Source organism: Niallia sp. RD1, from assembly GCF_024219955.1.
GTDB lineage: Bacteria > Bacillota > Bacilli > Bacillales > Cytobacillaceae > Niallia > Niallia alba.
Map to the genome: position 1 here is coordinate 1,967,493 of NZ_CP100420.1, position 17,464 is coordinate 1,984,956.

Annotated in this window: 15 protein-coding genes; 10 read left to right on the top strand and 5 right to left on the bottom strand. The window is 36.4% G+C overall.

Annotated elements, in window-relative coordinates; translation table 11 throughout:
• Nucleotides 1–44: 44 nt before the first annotated feature.
• Nucleotides 45–476 (bottom strand): MarR family winged helix-turn-helix transcriptional regulator, encoded by a 432-nt coding sequence (locus NKG37_RS09365; protein WP_016205052.1) that lies wholly within the window; start codon nt 474–476, stop codon nt 45–47.
• A 212-nt stretch (nt 477–688) separates the two neighbouring features.
• Here NKG37_RS09365 and NKG37_RS09370 point away from each other — a divergent pair, with 212 nt between their 5' ends.
• The 4 genes from NKG37_RS09370 (at nt 689) to gatB (ending at nt 5,008) form a co-directional block, all read left to right on the top strand.
• The gene (locus NKG37_RS09370; RefSeq protein ID WP_254416131.1) at nt 689–1,516 is read left to right on the top strand and encodes a VanW family protein; all 828 of its coding nucleotides are present in this window, start codon (nt 689–691) and stop codon (nt 1,514–1,516) included.
• Between the two features lie 289 nt (nt 1,517–1,805).
• Complete coding sequence (gene gatC / locus NKG37_RS09375; RefSeq protein ID WP_016205054.1) at nt 1,806–2,096, top strand: Asp-tRNA(Asn)/Glu-tRNA(Gln) amidotransferase subunit GatC; 291 nt, start codon at nt 1,806–1,808, stop codon at nt 2,094–2,096.
• A 14-nt stretch (nt 2,097–2,110) separates the two neighbouring features.
• Nucleotides 2,111–3,568, top strand: coding sequence for an Asp-tRNA(Asn)/Glu-tRNA(Gln) amidotransferase subunit GatA (gene gatA / locus NKG37_RS09380; protein ID WP_254416132.1), 1,458 nt, complete (start codon nt 2,111–2,113; stop codon nt 3,566–3,568).
• 12 nt (nt 3,569–3,580) lie between these two features.
• Nucleotides 3,581–5,008, top strand: a complete 1,428-nt coding sequence (gatB, locus tag NKG37_RS09385; protein WP_016205056.1) for an Asp-tRNA(Asn)/Glu-tRNA(Gln) amidotransferase subunit GatB — start codon at nt 3,581–3,583, stop codon at nt 5,006–5,008.
• Nucleotides 5,009–5,934: 926 nt separating this feature from the next.
• On the opposite strand, the gene plsY is transcribed toward gatB, so the two are convergent.
• The 3 genes from plsY to NKG37_RS09400 form a co-directional block, all read right to left on the bottom strand.
• Nucleotides 5,935–6,555, bottom strand: a complete 621-nt coding sequence (plsY, locus tag NKG37_RS09390; protein WP_254416133.1) for a glycerol-3-phosphate 1-O-acyltransferase PlsY — start codon at nt 6,553–6,555, stop codon at nt 5,935–5,937.
• Between the two features lie 161 nt (nt 6,556–6,716).
• Entirely contained in the window at nt 6,717–8,396 is a 1,680-nt protein-coding gene (locus tag NKG37_RS09395; protein ID WP_254416134.1) for a hypothetical protein, read from the bottom strand.
• 121 nt (nt 8,397–8,517) lie between these two features.
• Nucleotides 8,518–9,834, bottom strand: a complete 1,317-nt coding sequence (locus NKG37_RS09400; RefSeq protein WP_254414862.1) for an ISLre2 family transposase — start codon at nt 9,832–9,834, stop codon at nt 8,518–8,520.
• Between the two features lie 565 nt (nt 9,835–10,399).
• Here NKG37_RS09400 and NKG37_RS09405 point away from each other — a divergent pair.
• The 6 genes from NKG37_RS09405 to rlmD all read left to right on the top strand — a co-directional run bounded on the left by NKG37_RS09405 (nt 10,400) and on the right by rlmD (nt 16,337).
• Nucleotides 10,400–10,933 (top strand): sigma-70 family RNA polymerase sigma factor, encoded by a 534-nt coding sequence (locus NKG37_RS09405; protein ID WP_084668785.1) that lies wholly within the window; start codon nt 10,400–10,402, stop codon nt 10,931–10,933.
• Nucleotides 10,930–11,400, top strand: coding sequence for an anti-sigma factor family protein (locus NKG37_RS09410; protein ID WP_016205061.1), 471 nt, complete (start codon nt 10,930–10,932; stop codon nt 11,398–11,400). Before NKG37_RS09405 ends, NKG37_RS09410 begins: the two co-directional genes overlap by 4 nt.
• Nucleotides 11,397–12,482 (top strand): hypothetical protein, encoded by a 1,086-nt coding sequence (locus tag NKG37_RS09415; protein WP_016205062.1) that lies wholly within the window; start codon nt 11,397–11,399, stop codon nt 12,480–12,482. Before NKG37_RS09410 ends, NKG37_RS09415 begins: the two co-directional genes overlap by 4 nt.
• A gap of 82 nt (nt 12,483–12,564) precedes the next feature.
• Complete coding sequence (locus tag NKG37_RS09420; protein WP_145999664.1) at nt 12,565–13,482, top strand: LiaI-LiaF-like domain-containing protein; 918 nt, start codon at nt 12,565–12,567, stop codon at nt 13,480–13,482.
• Between the two features lie 395 nt (nt 13,483–13,877).
• Nucleotides 13,878–14,801: a diacylglycerol kinase gene (locus tag NKG37_RS09425; RefSeq protein WP_254416135.1), complete on the top strand. Its 924-nt coding sequence runs from the start codon at nt 13,878–13,880 to the stop codon at nt 14,799–14,801.
• Between the two features lie 168 nt (nt 14,802–14,969).
• Nucleotides 14,970–16,337, top strand: coding sequence for a 23S rRNA (uracil(1939)-C(5))-methyltransferase RlmD (gene rlmD, locus NKG37_RS09430; protein WP_254416136.1), 1,368 nt, complete (start codon nt 14,970–14,972; stop codon nt 16,335–16,337).
• A gap of 63 nt (nt 16,338–16,400) precedes the next feature.
• Here the strand turns inward: rlmD and NKG37_RS09435 are convergent, their stop codons facing one another.
• Entirely contained in the window at nt 16,401–17,297 is an 897-nt protein-coding gene (locus tag NKG37_RS09435; RefSeq protein WP_169187788.1) for a tyrosine-type recombinase/integrase, read from the bottom strand.
• Between the last annotated feature and the right edge of the window lie 167 nt (nt 17,298–17,464).

The following is a 17,464-nucleotide window of genomic DNA, read 5'->3' on the forward strand; positions in this document are numbered from 1 at the left end:
TGCTCTCTTTTTTTGTTCATCTCAATTTATCCATCTGCATGGAATTAAGTCAGGTTTTGTAAAAGCTTTAGAAGAGCTTGCTTTAATTTGTTGACCTCTTCAGGCGTTTTGCCAAAAAGCTTGGTAATCTCTGTCGGAATACATTCTGCTTTTTGCTGTAAAGACGTACCTTTTTCTGTTAAGGTAATGAGCACAGAGCGTTCATCCTCAAGGGAACGTTTCCGCTGAATCAATTGCTGCTGTTCCATTCTCTTTAACATCGGTGTCAATGTGCCAGAATCAAGGTATAAGTAATTCCCCATCTCCTTTACACTAAGACTTCTATGTTCCCAAAGTAGTAAAAGTACTAAGTACTGGGGATACGTTACATCTAGTTCCTCTAATAAGGGTTTATACTTCTTCGTTAATTCTCGCGAGCTCGCATATAAAAGAAAACAAAGTTGATTTTCTAATTTTAAAGCGTCTAATTCATTCATCTTTCGTCACCTAGCTTTTTAGTCTTCTTCTAAATATAAACTATTGTATCGAATTTTGCTTTAATTTCCTATCGATTTGCCAAGAAGGGAAAGAAATAAAGCAATTTAACTTCTTCAAAATTTATTTTATCTAACAATAAGTATAGAAAAGAAGGAGTTTCTTCTAAGCTTGAAGAAATTATTAGAAAAAAGGAAATTAATGGAGAGTATGTATGGATATAACATCGTTAAGACCTAAAAAAAGGTCACCCCTTCGTATTTACTTCGGAAAAAAGTTTTATATAACCAAGAGATATGCCCAATGGATTATATCAAGGAAACAATATGCGAAGAAAAAACAGATGGCGTTTTTACCTCATTCCTATTTTACCCATAAAACCATGCTGCTAAGGGAATTAAAGGATGTTGATATGAAGCTGCAATATAATAAAATTATAAATTTAAAGATTGCGGTTTCGAAATTAAATCAGATTGTCCTAGAACCAGGAGAAACATTTTCGTATTGGAGAACGATTGGAAAGCCAACTTATAAAAAAGGCTATGTTGATGGGATGGTTCTTTATGCCGGAAGCTATCGAACCGGAGTAGGTGGCGGTTTATGCCAGCTTTCTAATCTTATCTATTGGATGACATTGCATACACCCTTAACTGTAGTAGAAAGACATCGCCACAGTTATGATGTTTTTCCAGATTCCAACCGAACACAGCCGTTTGGTAGTGGAGCAACATGTTCCTATAATTATTTGGACCTACAAATCAAGAACGAAACAGATGCCACTTTTCAGCTATGCCTGGAAGTGACGAATTCCCATTTAAAAGGAGAATGGAGAGGGGCATCGCCCAGTTTAATTCGTTATGAGGTTTTTGAAAAGGCGCATCAAATCATGCCAGCTTATTTCGGAGGCTATATTCGTCACAATCAAATTTATCGAAAAAAATTTAATAAAAGAGGTGTCTTATTGGAAGAAGAGTATATTACAGAAAATCATGCATTAATGATGTATGAACCACTTCTTTCATCAAGTGAAAAGATGCAGTAAAAAGGAAGAGGAAAGTACCTCTTCTTTTTTTATGGAGTAATAGTAAGGTAAGAACACCCTGTTAGACAAGATGGTATAATAGAATAAACTGTGCTAGCTTTTTTTAACAGACTGATTTTATTGGAAATTAATGAGATGAAATAAGTTGTCGATAGCGGTGGAAATTCATAATCTTTGAGGAAAACGCCTTCTAATAAGATATATTCCTTCTTTCGGTTGCTTTCCTAATGATTTGTTTGATATTATCAGATTATTGTGTTGTACGTATAATGATGGAGGTGACATATATATGTCAAGAATTACAAAGGAAGAAGTAAAGCATGTTGCCAATCTTGCTAGACTTGAAATAACAGAAGAGGAAGCAGAGCTTTTTCAAAAGCAATTAGATGCTATTATTTCTTTTGCAGAAGAACTAAAAGAATTAGATACAGAGGGAATTGAGCCAACTTCCCATGTTTTAGATATGAAAAATGTGCTTCGTGAAGATGTACCAACAAAAGGCTTGCCTGTTGAGGAAGTTTTACGCAATGCACCAGATCATCAAGATGGACAAATTAAAGTTCCATCTATCATTGAGTAAGGAGGGGAAACTACATGAGTCTTTTTGATCAAAAGATGGCGGATTTACAAGAACTATTACATAAAAAAGAGATATCAGTAACTGATTTAGTAAAAGAATCGTATAATCGCATAAAAGATGTAGATGGGAAAGTACAAGCATTTTTAACCTTAGATGAAGACAATGCTTTATCACAAGCAAGTGCATTAGATGACAAATTAGTAAACGGGGAACATTCAGGTAGCTTATTTGGAATGCCGATTGGTATTAAAGATAATATTGTGACAAAAAACTTGAGAACAACATGTTCTAGCAAAATCTTAGAAAATTTCCAGCCAATTTATAATGCTACTGTTATGGACAAGCTGCAAGCAGCAGGAGCTATAACAATTGGAAAGCTTAATATGGACGAGTTTGCTATGGGATCTTCTACAGAAAATTCTTATTATCAAAAAACGAAAAATCCATGGAATCTTGAAACAGTTCCTGGTGGATCATCAGGTGGATCTGCAGCATCTGTAGCTGCAGGAGAAGTATTTTTTTCCCTTGGTTCAGATACTGGTGGTTCCATTCGTCAACCAGCAGCATTCTGTGGGGTTGTCGGTTTAAAACCTACATATGGAAGAATTTCTCGTTTTGGTTTAGTTGCATTTGCTTCTTCACTGGATCAAATTGGACCAATTACACGTACGGTAGAAGATAATGCTTTCTTGCTTAATGCTATTTCCGGATTAGACCCAATGGATTCCACTTCGGCAAATGTAGCTGTGCCTGATTTTACAAAAGGTCTAACTGGAGATATCAAAGGCATGAAAATAGCGGTTCCGAAAGAGTATCTAGCAGAAGGAGTAAGCGAAGATGTTCGCCAATCTGTTCTTGATGCATTAAAAGTATTGGAAAAATTAGGAGCTACATGGGAAGAAGTATCTTTGCCACATAGTAAATATGCCCTTGCAACTTACTATCTATTGTCTTCTTCAGAAGCATCAGCAAACCTATCTCGATTTGATGGTGTTCGCTATGGTTATCGCACGGATAATGCCGAAACATTAATTGAACTATATAAACGTTCTCGCGCAGAAGGATTTGGAGATGAAGTAAAGCGTAGAATTATGCTTGGAACCTTTGCTTTAAGCTCTGGCTACTATGATGCATATTATAAAAAAGCACAAAAAGTACGTACTCTAATCAAAAAAGATTTTGAAGATGTATTTGAAAAGTATGATGTTATTGTGGGGCCAACTACCCCTACACCTGCTTTTAAGCTAGGGGAAAAGGTAGACGATCCATTAACAATGTATGCCAATGATATTCTAACGATTCCAGTAAACCTTGCTGGTGTTCCAGGGATTTCGGTTCCTTGTGGCTTCTCTAACGGTTTACCACTTGGTTTACAAATTATCGGAAAACATTTTGATGAAGCATCTGTGTATAAAGTAGCTTATGCATTTGAACAGGCGACAGAATATCATAACCAAAAACCAACGCTGTAAGGGGTGAAAAAAATGGAATTTGAAACAGTCATTGGGCTAGAGGTCCATGTAGAGTTAAAAACACAATCAAAAATATTCTCAGCAAGTCCCAATCACTTTGGTGCTGCGCCGAATACAAATACAACAGTAGTAGATTTAGGCTATCCTGGCGTACTACCTGTTTTAAATAAAAAGGCAGTAGAATATGGCATGAAAGCGTCTATGGCATTAAATTGCGAAATAGCGACAGAAACAAAATTTGACCGTAAGAACTATTTTTATCCAGATAATCCGAAGGCATACCAAATTTCCCAATTTGATAAGCCAATCGGTGAACACGGCTGGATTGAAATTGAAGTCGATGGCTATAAGAAAAAAATCGGCATTACCCGCGTTCATTTAGAAGAGGATGCAGGGAAACTGAATCATGAAAAAGGATATTCGTTAGTGGACTTCAACCGTCAAGGAACGCCGCTAATTGAAATCGTTTCTGAGCCAGATATCCGCACACCAAATGAAGCGTATGCGTACTTAGAAAAATTGAAATCCATCATCCAATATACAGGCGTGTCTGACTGTAAAATGGAAGAAGGTTCTTTGCGTTGTGATGCTAATATTTCGATTCGTCCGGTAGGCCAAGAGGAATTCGGAACAAAAACGGAATTGAAAAACTTGAACTCCTTTAACTTCGTACGTAAAGGATTAGAATATGAAGAACAACGTCAAAGAGAGGTTGTCTCTTCAGGCGGAGTAATTAATCAAGAAACACGCCGCTTTGATGAAGCTACAAATACAACACTGCTAATGCGTGTAAAAGAAGGATCAGATGACTATCGTTATTTCCCAGAACCGGATTTAACAGATTTGTATATCGATGAAGACTGGAAAGCAAGAATTCGCGCAGAAATTCCAGAATTACCAGATGCAAGACAAAAACGTTATATGGAAGAATGGGGCTTACCAGAGTACGATGCAAAAGTATTAACCGTTACGAAGGAAATGGCTGATTTCTTCGAAGAAACCGTTGCAAACGGAGCAGAACCAAAACTTGCTTCAAACTGGGTAATGGGAGATGTTTCTGCCTACTTAAATGCAGAGCAAAAAGAGCTAGCGGAAGTAAAGCTTACTCCAGAAAACCTTGCGGGCATGATTAAACTCATTGGAAATGGTACCATTTCTAGTAAAATTGCAAAGCAAGTGTTTAAAGAGTTGATTGAAAATGGCGGAGATGCTGAAGCAATTGTTAAAGAGAAAGGACTTGTCCAAATTTCCGATGAAGGTGCATTGCTGAAAATCATCGGCGAAGTATTGGATAACAATCCTCAATCCATTGAAGACTTTAAAAATGGAAAACAAAAAGCGATTGGTTTCCTTGTCGGTCAGTTGATGAAGGCAACAAAAGGACAAGCTAATCCGCAAATGGTCAATAAATTATTAGTCGAAGAAATGAATAAAAGATAAGAAGGGGATTTATCTCCTTATAGCTGTCAGTAAATGTTGAAAAACGACTTTGTTGGCAGCTTTTTTTATGGATGAAGGAGGGGAATAAGTATATATATTCTAGTCGAACGTGGATATCAGCCAAAGCAGCGATAAATCAGCCAAAGTAGGAAGGATATCAGCCAAACCAGCAATAAATCAGCCAAAGTAAGAAGGATATCAGCCAAAGCAGTGATAAATCAGCCAAAGTAGGAAGGATATCAGCCAAAGCAGCGATAAATCAGCCAAAGTAGCGATAAATCAGCCAAAGTAGCGATAAATCAGCCAAAGTAAGAAGGATATCAGCCAAAGCAGCGATAAATCAGCCAAAGTAAGAAGGATATCAGCCAAAGTAGCGATAAATCAGCCAAAGTAAGAAGGATATCAGCCAAAGCAGCAATAAATCAGCCAAAGTAAGAAGGATATCAGCCAAAGTAGCGATAAATCAGCCAAAGTAAGAAGGATATCAGCCAAAGCAGCAATAAATCAGCCAAAGTAAGAAGGATATCAGCCAAAGCAGCGATAAATCAGCCAAAGTAAGAAGGATATCAGCCAAAGCAGCGATAAATCAGCCAAAGTAAGAAGGATATCAGCCAAAGTAGCGATAAATCAGCCAAAGTAAGAAGGATATCAGCCAAAGCAGCGATAAATCAGCCAAACCAGCAATAAATCAGCCAAACCGGCAATAAATCAGCCAAAGTAGGAAGGATATCAGCCAAAGCAGCGATAAATCAGCCAAAGTGGAAGGATATCAGCCAAACCACCCTCATCCAGCACTCCCCTCCACAACCTCCAAAATCAAAGTAAAGGAGCAACTCCTTTATTTTGATTTCCATTCATTCGACAGTATTTCCCAGGAAAAGTCCATAATCAACAATTTCCTAAAAAGCTTGTCCAATGAAGGGGGATTAGACTATTTTCTTCGGGTTAATTCGATCCTTTTTTATGTTTTTATCATTTATTTTTGGTTCTTGACGATGAATAAAATTAATAATATTAGAGCGATGTAAAAAGATTAATAGTAATAAAAACAAGAAAAAGAGCCAGTCATGCTGGATGTTGGGAGAAAATAATGCATATAAGAAAATCGTTATCCCAACGGAAATACTACCTATGAATACATATTTTGTTACAAAAATAACAGCAAAGAAGGCGAAATAGGCAATTAAAAACAAGGCTGGGCTGGCAACGAGAAGAGTGCCGGCTGTTGTGGCAATAGCTTTTCCACCGCGAAACCCAGCGAAGATTGGAAAACAATGACCAATAACAGCTATTAATCCAGTATATAACGGATTAACATCTACCATAAGCAAGTACGGTAGACTTGCCGCAAGAGATCCTTTCCCAACATCAAGCAGCAGAACAGCAATCCCGGCTTTTTTGCCTAATACGCGAATGGAATTAGTCGCTCCTGGATTAAAGCTGCCATGTTTCCGAATATCAATGCCATAAAAAACTTTACCGATAATTAAGGCAGCCGGTAAAGAACCGATTAAGTAGGAAGCTAGGATTAAAATAATCAAATGCATTTCTCCTTTTCCATTATTTAAAGTTTACTAGTTTAAAACACTATCTTTGTTCTCTTCCTTTTATTCTATGCAGAAAGAGGGAGAAGTTTGTTCCCTTCTCCCTATATTATAAATAATAGAGCAATTTTTTTGTTGCATTTTTAATATCCAAGAATCTTATTTTATTCGTTTAATGCTTGATTATTAATTTCCAATTTTTCAACCGTTACAATTACTTCATCTGTATCAACATAATCAACGGAAATTTCCATCCCTTTTTCTAGGAAGATACTATAAGGGAAATCGTTTGAAGAAACTTGGAAAATAGTTTTATTGTCTTTCACCATGAATTTTACAATCGTACTATTTTCAACCTCTGATTTATATACATAGCTGACAGTCTCAGTTATCGTTTTTTGATCGGCAATATTGTTAGGAACGGTTTTATCATTTTTCAATAGCGTGACAAGGGCATATTTATAATCATTAAAAAGTTTTGTTTTCTCTGTGCTATAGCTATAAACCTTTTCATCCTTTGCATTAATCAACATGATTTCTCTTAACACGTGATTGCTGTCCATGAGTGGAACAACCCATGTGAACTGCCCATAAATCGTATAGAGTAGTGGAGTGCCGGCTTCATATTTTTGCGCTCGAAAGGTTTTCTCTGCCACATTGATAGCAGATTTCCCATTTAACGATCCATTTGCCTCTGTATAGAAGGTAAGTGCACCGGTACGAGCATTAATCATGGAGTAACCAACCATACTTCCGCTATCGGATTTCGGACGGGTGAAGTCAGTGAACCAATGCAATTGTAATTCTTCATTGAAGACACCATTCACTTCATCCATGTTGTCCCAGGCGGTTGGTAGTTTCATATCTTCTTTTGCAAAAAGGGTATTCCAGAAGCCATGAATATATTTACCATACCATTCATTCCAATCTTCCGCTACGCTTGTAGGAATAACATGGTCAATAAATGCAGGTATATTGTTCATTGTATAGTCTTCTATTTTTCCAGTGGCTGGGTCAACGATATAAATCCCTTTAATATCAACAATTTCTCGGAATTTATTGTATTGTCCATAAGGTACAACATAGTATGGCTTATCATTATCATCTGGTTCGAAGCTTGCTTCAAGCAAAATCGTATCTTTATGTTTATTTCTGACTAGTCTTTTTAAATCTTCTTGGAAGTAGGCAGATGGAACATATTTCATAGAAGTTTTAACTAAGACGGCATCTTCATTTTCATCCTCTGCACTCATTTTAATAAAACCAGGGACGTCATCCCCTTTTATCCATTTAAAAAAGCCAGTATATTCAATTGGCGTTACCCAGTATAGATGATCGTCAATTTTTTGTAGAGTAGAGTTTCCTAAATCATAATAGGAAGGATGAGGAAGTTCCCCGAGTTTTTTCTCACTACGATATCGTGCATAGCTCTCCGGTACAACTACGATATGTTTTTCATTAGTAGAAACAGCTTCCTTCTCAATAACAGTAGCCTTTTCTTGTACAAAATGATATTTATCTCCGGTAATGGTTAATGGATAGACAAATTGGACGTATAGACTAAATAGGACAAAGTATAAAAAGAGAATTCCAGTTATTTTATACCCCTTTACTTTTCCAAAAAGTAAATCTAGTAATAAGAAGAAAGCAAAATAAATAGCACCATATTTAAAAAGGCCCTGTAAGGAATGATCGATTAACTGAAAATAATCTAGACAAAAAATAATAAGGATTCCAGCAAGCAATCGCATGACTTGAAAGATAAGAAACCTTCGTTTTTTTAGATGGATTTTCCATAGAAATGGGTTTAATGTTAAAGCCAGTAATGCAAATAAATAATGCATACAGATTGAGTCAAGTTTTTGTGGGAGTTTTTTTAGCTCCCTTTTTTATAAAGTAAAACCTCTAAGTTTGTATCCGCTTTCCAATTGGTTTTGTTCTTCCAACTGTTGATTCTCTCATTTTTTAAAAACCTTTTAATCCCTGTAAGGCAAAGTGAACGGGTTTTCCAATCGCTTGATTTAAGTATGGCATGTTCTGACGCACGGTTTCTGTTACTAATTTTGTGGGTATTTTTCTTTTCGGTCGATGCTCTTTCTTTGATTTTTCCGTGGCTTTTTCCCATTTTCCATATATCGTTTGGATAGATAGATCATCCTTCAACCCAATCCACAAACGTGCCATGCTCATGACGCCTTTTTTGCTCCATGCTCTTCCATTTTTTAATCGTTTGGCTAATTGATTCATCATTGCTTCTGCACTTCCCATTGGACGATACGCTGTCGTGTCCACGCCTTTCTCCTGTAACCAACTACGGTAATCTTTTATGGTTTCCTGATGATGCGTTAAAAAGCCGAGGAAATGCGCTAGTTTTTCTTCTTCTTCTGGTGTATCCATTGTTCCTACTGCGCTATTCAACTCTAGAAGTAATGTTTCTACCTGGTAGTTTTTTAACGCTCTTTTCATGTAGCGGTATCGAGGATGGCTCTTCATTAGTTGCTTCATCGAACGAGCGACATGAAAACGGTCCATGGTGAAAAAGGCGCGTTCCCGAAAATACTCCCGACATGCCGTTATCCAGCCTGCTCCATCGCCATTAATAATAAGCAAGGTTTGGGTTGGATCATACGCATAATGATTCTGTAAGAATGTTTCAAAAGCTTCCCAAAAGGGTTCTTTTTCTTCATAGAGAAAATGCCTTTTATTTCGGAGCCTGACTCGCTTTCCGTTTTCTTTCCATCCCTCATGTACAGCGGCGAATTTCAACTCCCATCCACGCTTTTTCTTTTCTTGACTCTTCACATATAATCCATCTACTTCGACAAACAACACCTTTTGAAAAGGACGTTTTTCCTTAGCGGGAAGTACGCTTGTATGAAGAAGATGTTGCCGTAATGCTTCGTGGCTCATCGCCGAATAGCCTAAAAATTGTTCGAACGTTTCCACCGCCTTTCGATAGGAGGAACCATTTGTCGCTAATTCTAGCCCCCATTCTTCTAATAGTGGACTAAACCCTTTATTCCCTTGAAACTGTAAATAATGATCTAACAGACAAATATATTTTTTGGTTACACGATCGAAATAATAATTACGCTTCAGCTCCACTGCTCCAAACGCTGTATCTACTCGTATTTCTCGTTTATCTCGTAAAGCAAATCTTCTTTTGTCTCGTTGCTGAGCAATCTCTAGATCCCAATTTTCTAATGTTTGAACAAGGATTTCTTGAAAGGTCATTTGTAGTGTTCGAAATAAAGTTTTTTCCAATTCTTTTAATGATGGCATTTTTGTGTTACATTGATTCATGAGAGCCTCTCCTTTTCGTAGTATTCTAGTCAAACTCTACTTTACAAAAGGAAGCTCTCTTTTTTAATACTTAATTTTTTCCAGCTACCGCGCTTTCGCTTGGTGGCCTTTTTGTCTAGTTGGGGGACTCGTCCCCCAACTAGACAAAAAGGATATTTATTCTCCCACAAACATTTTACTCATACATGCATACACATTCTCCTTTGATTAAATTGCTACAGAATAAATACGAAAGTAAGGCTAAAAAGTTTCAAGTAATAATGGTACTATTACAAAGGAGAAACCATTTAGGAAGAAAATATTGAGGCATTTTCATAAAGTTTGTAACTAATAACCTGTAGCCTTAATATACGTTGCTTTCCGTAGGGCCAATGAGCTCTGCGGGATCACATCTTCCCCAGAAAGTCATCGTATATTTACGCTGCTCGGTAAATGAAAAAAATAATCAGCCAAAAATAATAAAAAACTGTAGGGGAATGACCGACACTTTACGTCTATTATTATAGAATGGCTAGGAAAGGGGGGAGAGGCCATTAGTGATCAAGTGTTAATTGAAAAAGTAAAAGCAGGAAATGATCACGCATTTCGTTTGTTAGTGGAAAAGCATCGGGACTATTTGTTTCGTTCTATATACAGTGTTTTGAAAGATCAAAAAGAAGCAGAAGATGCTACTCAAGAAGTGTTTATTAAAATCTATACCTCTCTCCCCAATTACGAGAATCAAGGTTTTAAAACATGGATAACAAGAATTGCTGTCAATCATGCTATTGATATGAGAAGAAAAAAACAAAGAAGAAAAGAAGAGATGACAGAAGAATTGGAATCCCACATAGGAGGCTCTCTGGCCGATGATGTAGAAATAGAAGTGCTAAAGCGGGAACGACAAAAGCTTGTGCAAAAAAGACTGGAGGAAGTACCCGCTAATTACAGGGATGTCATTTATGGTTTTTACATTCAAGAAAAAAGTTATCAAGAAATGGCATTAGAGCAAAATGTTCAAGTGAAAACAATTGAAACGAAGCTGTATCGCGCAAGACTCTGGATCAAAACACATTGGAAGGAGGAAGAATTTTTATGACAACACATTATTCTAAAGATGATTGGATGAAGTATGTAAACGATGAACTGAATGAGAAAGAAAGAGCATTTCTTGAAAATCATTTGTATACATGCGATCAATGTTTAGAATTGTATATAGATGCAGTAGACATGCAAGAGGAGATACTTCCTTCGATTTCAGATGAAGCAGCTTTTATGAATGATATTATGCAAAAAATATCCTTTGAAAATATGGAGATAGAAAAAATAGAGGAAAGGAAACGTCCTTTTTATCAATCATCCATATTCCATTATGCAATTGCCGCGAGTCTTACATTGATTCTGATGTCGGCAGGATTTTTTCAATCGATTATAAAACATACAGAAACAATCCAAAAAGCGGAAGTTTCTTTGAAAGAAGAGCCAAAATCAGGAGGTTTAGTGGATAAGACCTTTGCCTGGATGGATTCATTTGATAGTAGTAAAAAGGAGGATTTTAAGAAATGAAAAACCCGATTGTCGCAACAATCTTAGCATTTTTTCCAGGTGGTGGTCTTTTCTATATTGGGAAAAGGTTGCGAGGCTTTTTATATGGGATGGCTGTCTTTGGACTAGCATTTATGTCCATTGTGATTTTTAGTTCAGGGTACCTCAATGAGTTAACATTTATAGTAATTATTATTGGTTTCATTATCTACTGTATTAGTTTTATCGACACATTAATCACGACCAGTAGCTATTTAAAAGAACGGGTTAATTTGGCTAGTAATACAGAGGCTGGAGACGTAGCACCTGTATTAGTAAAAACAGCTGAATCAGAGCGTTTTTATACGATTGTTTTATCATTTGTCCCTGGCTTAGGTCATATTCAGTTAGGCTTAGTCTATCGAGGAATAACATTATTAACAACTTTTCTAGGGTTAGGGATTATGATTTTATTTATTGCTTTCCTAACCTATACGAATGAATTCCTGTTATTTTTGGCGATTTTGCCTGTTATTTGGATTTACGGTTTTTATGACGTTTCCCAGCAGTATAATAAAAAACTGAAAGGGGAAAAGCTTGAAGATATTACAATCTTTCAGGATTTTGAAAAGAATAGAGAAGAGGGAAAGAAAAGTAAATTTATTGCAACCTTCTTATCTGTTTTTCCAGGAGCGGGCCATTTATATTTAGGTTTGCAGCAAAGAGGGATTCAGCTAATGGCTGCTTTCTTGTTCTCTATTTTTATCCTTAATGAATTACGATTAGGTCTATTTTTATTCGTTGTTCCTATCATTTGGTTCTACAGCTTCTTTGATGGATTACAAAAAGCATCAAAAGTAGGAGAAGAGGAATTGGAGGATGTCCCGGTCATTGCTTATTTGATTAATTATCAAAAATGGTTTGGGATTGGTCTACTTGTAATTGGTTTATATTATTTAATAATCAATATTATTTTACCGATCTTTTCACCCATCATCAGAGAAGTAATAGATATAGATTTACGATTTTTCTTTTATCAATATTTTCAGACGGGAATTGTGTGCCTAGTTCTTATAATCGGCGGTATTCATCTGCTAAAAGGAACAAAGAAGAAAAAAATATAAGAAGTGTAGAAGAAAGATAGAGATGGCTATTGGCTTTTTGAATTCATACAAGAAGCCAATGCTGACAGAAGGGGAGAAGAGAATGAGGCAATGGCGAGTGGGCACTTTTTCAATGGGTTTATCTTTATTATTCCTTGGCGTATTTTTGTTACTGACACAGTTTTTTCATTGGAAAATTGTGAGTGTTTTAAAAGTTTGGTGGCCGGTTATTTTAGTTGTTTTGGGAATAGAGATTTTGCTATATCTGTTTTCTTCTAAGCAAGAAAAGCCGTATTTAAGCTTTGATCTTTTCAGTATTATTGTCGTTGGGATCATTGGGACAGCAGGCATATCAATGGTCTTTCTCCAATCCTCTGGAATTATGGATATTCTGGAACAAGGATTAAAAAGAGAAGAGATAACTAGAGATTTACCTGAATTCAATTATGCGATGAAGGCTGATATTAAAAGAATTGTCATTGAGTCCGAAAATCAGCAAAGTCCGATTACAATTGAAGGAACAAACGATGACGTCCTATCCTTATTTGGAACTTTCCGAACAGTTCAATCAAAGGATGTAGTTGTTTCCAAACCAGAAGATTATCTTCATGTTTCTCAAAAGGGAGATACTTTGTTTATTCGTTTAAAGCAATTACCGTATCGCATGTCTGAATTCTATACTGATTATTCTTCTATACATACGACGATTCTTGTGCCAACGAGTAAGAAATTAGATATTATTGATTTAAATAATGATGTCACTTTAAATCCACGTGACTTAAAAAATAATTGGACGATTAATAATGTCCCAGCAATCGATTTAATATTGGATGAAACAAATAATGTGAAGGTTTCAGTAAATGATACAGTAATAAATAATAGTGATCGTGCAGAATGGGAGTTTTCTAATACAGAAAATACAATGGAGGAAGGAAAGACGAATGCAGTCTTGCAAAAAGGAAAAGGTGGTTCTGCTATACATGTCTTTAACAGTGGTACGTTAGAGTTAACGAATCACTAATCATAATAAAAAGAGGATAGATTTGACTCAGACAGGGTATTATTTGAGGGAAATCATCCTTTTTTGAATGGAATATGCATGGCTGATTTTCTCGAATGTTTGCTTTCTTTTTTACAGATTTTTTCTAAGGGAGCGGAATAATGGAGCTTTGTGTCGGAAAAAAGTTAATCAAACGTTTGATTAATAGAAAAAAACAGTAATAAGAATTAGGAAAGTATGGTGAACTGATAGATTGGGTTATAATGTGGGAAGATACTTGGAAACATGGACACTTATTATTCAATGGTCACATACGATGGTAGTAGATAGATTTAAAAATTGCTTAAGCAAGAAGTATCGTATATGATGTTAATGGCTATGGAAAAAAAATGAATCTTGATTATAGGATGATGAAAATGAAAAGGGCAAGAATAATATATAATCCTACTTCAGGTCGGGAAGCTTTTAAAAAACATTTACCAGAAGTGCTAAAAAGATTAGAAGAGGCAGGTTATGAAACTTCTTGTCATGCAACGACTGGACCAGAGGATGCAACATATGCAGCAAGAGTTGCAGTAGAAAGACGATTTGATCTTGTCATTGCTGCAGGTGGCGATGGAACCATCAATGAAGTAGTTAACGGAATGGCAGAACAAGAATATCGTCCAAAGCTTGGAATTATACCGGTAGGAACAACAAATGACTTTGCAAGAGCACTGCATATTCCAAGAGATGTTATAGGTGCAGTAGATGTAATCGCAAAGGGCGATACAATCCCAATTGATATTGGAAGAATGAATGATAAATATTTCATTAATATTAGTGGTGGTGGACACTTAACAGAAATCTCTTATGAGGTTCCAAGTAAACTGAAAACCATGCTTGGACAGCTTGCTTATTATTTAAAAGGCGTCGAAATGCTACCGTTCATTAAAGCATCCCATGTGAAAATCGAATATGATGGCAAGCTGTTTGAAGGAGAAGCGATGTTGTTTCTTGTTGGCCTGACCAATTCTGTTGGCGGCTTTGAGAAGTTAGCACCAGGAGCTTCTATTAATGATGGGCTGTTCTCTTTGTTAATCTTAAAAAAGGCAAATCTTGCAGACTTTATTCGAATTGCTTCACTGGCTTTACGTGGGGAACATATCAATGATCCGAATGTCATTTATACGAATGCCAATCACATTAAAGTTAGCTCCGATGAGAAAGTACAATTAAATCTTGATGGAGAATTTGGCGGCTTATTGCCTGCTGAATTTATTAATTTATATCGTCACTTTGAGTTATATGTACCAATTGAAGAAATTCGTGATGAAGACCGACCAGATCAAGGATTATAAAGGAATGTTACAAACAGACAATAACGAGGAGTGAGAGGAATAAGAAATCCCCTCACTTTTTGTTTTGATTTCCTAAGATTTCCCGTAAGCCCATGACGCTTTCCTGATAATATGTTACAATTACCACGCTTATTTTTTTCGGAAATATCGATGTAAAGGAAGACGATAATGAGTAAAACATTACCCGTTCAAAAGAACGATATAATAGATATAATTTTTGAAGATTTAACCCATGAAGGTTCAGGAGTGGCAAAAGTAGATGGTTATCCCCTATTTATCCCCAATGGACTTCCAGGAGAGAAAGCAACCGTAAAAGTAATCAAGACAAATAAGAATTACGGTTTCGGTCGTTTAGTAGAAATAAAAGAAAGAAGTCCTTATCGTGTGGAAGCACCATGTCTTATTTACAAGGAATGTGGCGGCTGCCAATTACAGCATTTAAGCTATGAAGGTCAATTGAAAATGAAGCATAAGCATGTTAAGGATGTTCTAGAGCGGATTGGAAAAATTAACACGACGGTACATCCAACACTAGGGATGGAGGATCCTTGGCGCTACCGCAATAAGTCACAAGTTCCAATCGGGGAACAAGAAGGTGGTCTCATCGGTGGATTTTATCAACAACGCTCCCATCAAATCATTAATATGGAACAATGCCTCATTCAGCAAGAAGAAAATGACTATGTCGTAAATACAGTAAAAGATATTTGTTCGAAATATGGAGTTCGTGCATATGACGAGGCACGCCATAAAGGTGATTTACGCCATATTATGGTAAGAAGAGGGGCCATTACGAAGGAAGTAATGATTGTATTAATCACTCGTACACAGGATATCCCCAATCGAAAGGCAATTGTTGATGAAATTGTTGAAAAAGTCCCAAATATTAAATCAATTATCCACAATGTGAATAACAAAAAAACGAATGTGATAATGGGAGAAATAACTCGAGTGCTATGGGGAGAAGAGACCATTACTGATTATATTGGTGATGTAAAGTTTGCTATTTCTGCTCGCTCCTTTTATCAAGTGAATCCAGAACAGACAAAGGTGCTCTATGAGAAAGCATTGGAATATGCTGATCTAAATGGGGAAGAGAAAGTAATCGATGCCTATTGTGGTATTGGAACAATCTCTTTATTTTTAGCAAAAAAAGCAAGACAAGTATTCGGTGTCGAAATTGTTCCACAAGCAATTGAGGATGCAAGAAAAAATGCCCTCATAAATGATATCCACAATGTGGAATTTGCAGTTGGAGAAGCAGAAGTAGTTATCCCCAATTGGTATAAAGCAGGGAATGAAGCAGACGTGTTAGTTGTAGATCCTCCAAGAAAAGGCTGTGATGAAGCATTATTACAGACAATTCTTGATATGAAGCCGAGAAAAGTAGTCTATGTATCCTGTAATCCAGCGACTTTAGCTCGTGATCTACGCGTATTGGAAGATGGAGGTTATAAGACAGAAGAAGTGCAGCCTGTGGATATGTTTCCGCAGACAATGCATGTGGAGGCAGTGGCGAGGTTATCGTTGGTATAACAAGGGTTTTTTGCAAGGTATGTACACATTGACCACAATTTGACCACATACCTTGCAAAAAACTTATTTTGAGATGAATTTCTCAAGTAGATCAACTGATTTTTCTTTCATTGATTCAGTGACATGAGCATAGACATCTCCGGTAGTTTTTATGCTGCTATGTCCTAAGCGTTCCTGAACTTCTTTTAATGTCATACCAGCTTCTAGACAAATAGTTGCGTGGGTATGTCTAGTATCATGAAAGCGAATTTTGGGAACATTAGCAATTTTTATTGCTTTATTAAATTCTGTGGTCAACGATCTAGGATAAATGGGTTTTCCTGTTTGTGTAGCAAAGATTAAATTAAGGTCCTCGTAACTGTTACGAAGAGCCATTTTCATTTTGTTTTGCTGCGCTTTCCATCCCTTTAATACATTTATTGCGGAGTCACCAATTTTTATCACTCTGTTAGAAGATTGCGACTTTGTTGTGGAAAACTTATAACCATCTTTATTATATATCAATGATTTATCCACATTAAGATACTGGTTCTCTATGTCTAAATCATCCCAAGTGAGGGATAAAATTTCACCGCGACGGCAACCAGTGAATAATGCGGTGTGGATAAGTGCATAAAGACGAGGATTCGTTAATTTAGTTACATCTAAAAATATATGCATCTCTTTAACAGACCACGTTTTTTGTTCTACTCTTCTAGGTCTTGGCTTATCCACATCAATAAGAGGATTAGTCTGTATAATTTTCCATTTACGTGCAGCATCCAATGCGCCATAAAGAATGGTATTAAGATACTCTATATACCGAGGGGAAAGTCCTTCATCAGTTAAATCATTTATAAACTTTTGCAGGAGTAGAGTATTTAATTTTTTTACTTGGTAATCCCCTAACACAGGTACAATTCGATAATTAACAGCATTCGTATATTCCTTAAACGTTGTTTCCTTTATTTTTCGTTTCATTGTTAGTTCGAACCAACGCGCAAATAAATCTTTTACTGTTATTTCAGTTAGATCTGCAGAGACTTCGCCGTTATCCTGTTTCTGTAGCTTTTTAAATGCCTCGTCGATTTTTGCGAGGGCTTCTTTTTTGTGTCAGCTCTTCTAGTTATTTGTCTTCGTTTTCCGCT

What these genes read in the sequence shown, in the direction of transcription:
- NKG37_RS09400 (WP_254414862.1), bottom strand. Translation starts at nt 9,834, where the DNA reads ATGCCATCATTAAAAGAATTGGAAAAAACTTTATTTCGAACACTACAA.
- NKG37_RS09410 (WP_016205061.1), top strand. Translation starts at nt 10,930, where the DNA reads ATGACAACACATTATTCTAAAGATGATTGGATGAAGTATGTAAACGAT.
- NKG37_RS09435 (WP_169187788.1), bottom strand. Translation starts at nt 17,297, where the DNA reads ATGAAACGAAAAATAAAGGAAACAACGTTTAAGGAATATACGAATGCT.
- gatB (WP_016205056.1), top strand. Translation starts at nt 3,581, where the DNA reads ATGGAATTTGAAACAGTCATTGGGCTAGAGGTCCATGTAGAGTTAAAA.
- gatA (WP_254416132.1), top strand. Translation starts at nt 2,111, where the DNA reads ATGAGTCTTTTTGATCAAAAGATGGCGGATTTACAAGAACTATTACAT.
- gatC (WP_016205054.1), top strand. Translation starts at nt 1,806, where the DNA reads ATGTCAAGAATTACAAAGGAAGAAGTAAAGCATGTTGCCAATCTTGCT.
- NKG37_RS09395 (WP_254416134.1), bottom strand. Translation starts at nt 8,396, where the DNA reads ATGCATTATTTATTTGCATTACTGGCTTTAACATTAAACCCATTTCTA.
- plsY (WP_254416133.1), bottom strand. Translation starts at nt 6,555, where the DNA reads ATGCATTTGATTATTTTAATCCTAGCTTCCTACTTAATCGGTTCTTTA.
- NKG37_RS09365 (WP_016205052.1), bottom strand. Translation starts at nt 476, where the DNA reads ATGAATGAATTAGACGCTTTAAAATTAGAAAATCAACTTTGTTTTCTT.
- NKG37_RS09425 (WP_254416135.1), top strand. Translation starts at nt 13,878, where the DNA reads ATGAAAAGGGCAAGAATAATATATAATCCTACTTCAGGTCGGGAAGCT.
- rlmD (WP_254416136.1), top strand. Translation starts at nt 14,970, where the DNA reads ATGAGTAAAACATTACCCGTTCAAAAGAACGATATAATAGATATAATT.
- NKG37_RS09370 (WP_254416131.1), top strand. Translation starts at nt 689, where the DNA reads ATGGATATAACATCGTTAAGACCTAAAAAAAGGTCACCCCTTCGTATT.
- NKG37_RS09415 (WP_016205062.1), top strand. Translation starts at nt 11,397, where the DNA reads ATGAAAAACCCGATTGTCGCAACAATCTTAGCATTTTTTCCAGGTGGT.
- NKG37_RS09420 (WP_145999664.1), top strand. Translation starts at nt 12,565, where the DNA reads ATGAGGCAATGGCGAGTGGGCACTTTTTCAATGGGTTTATCTTTATTA.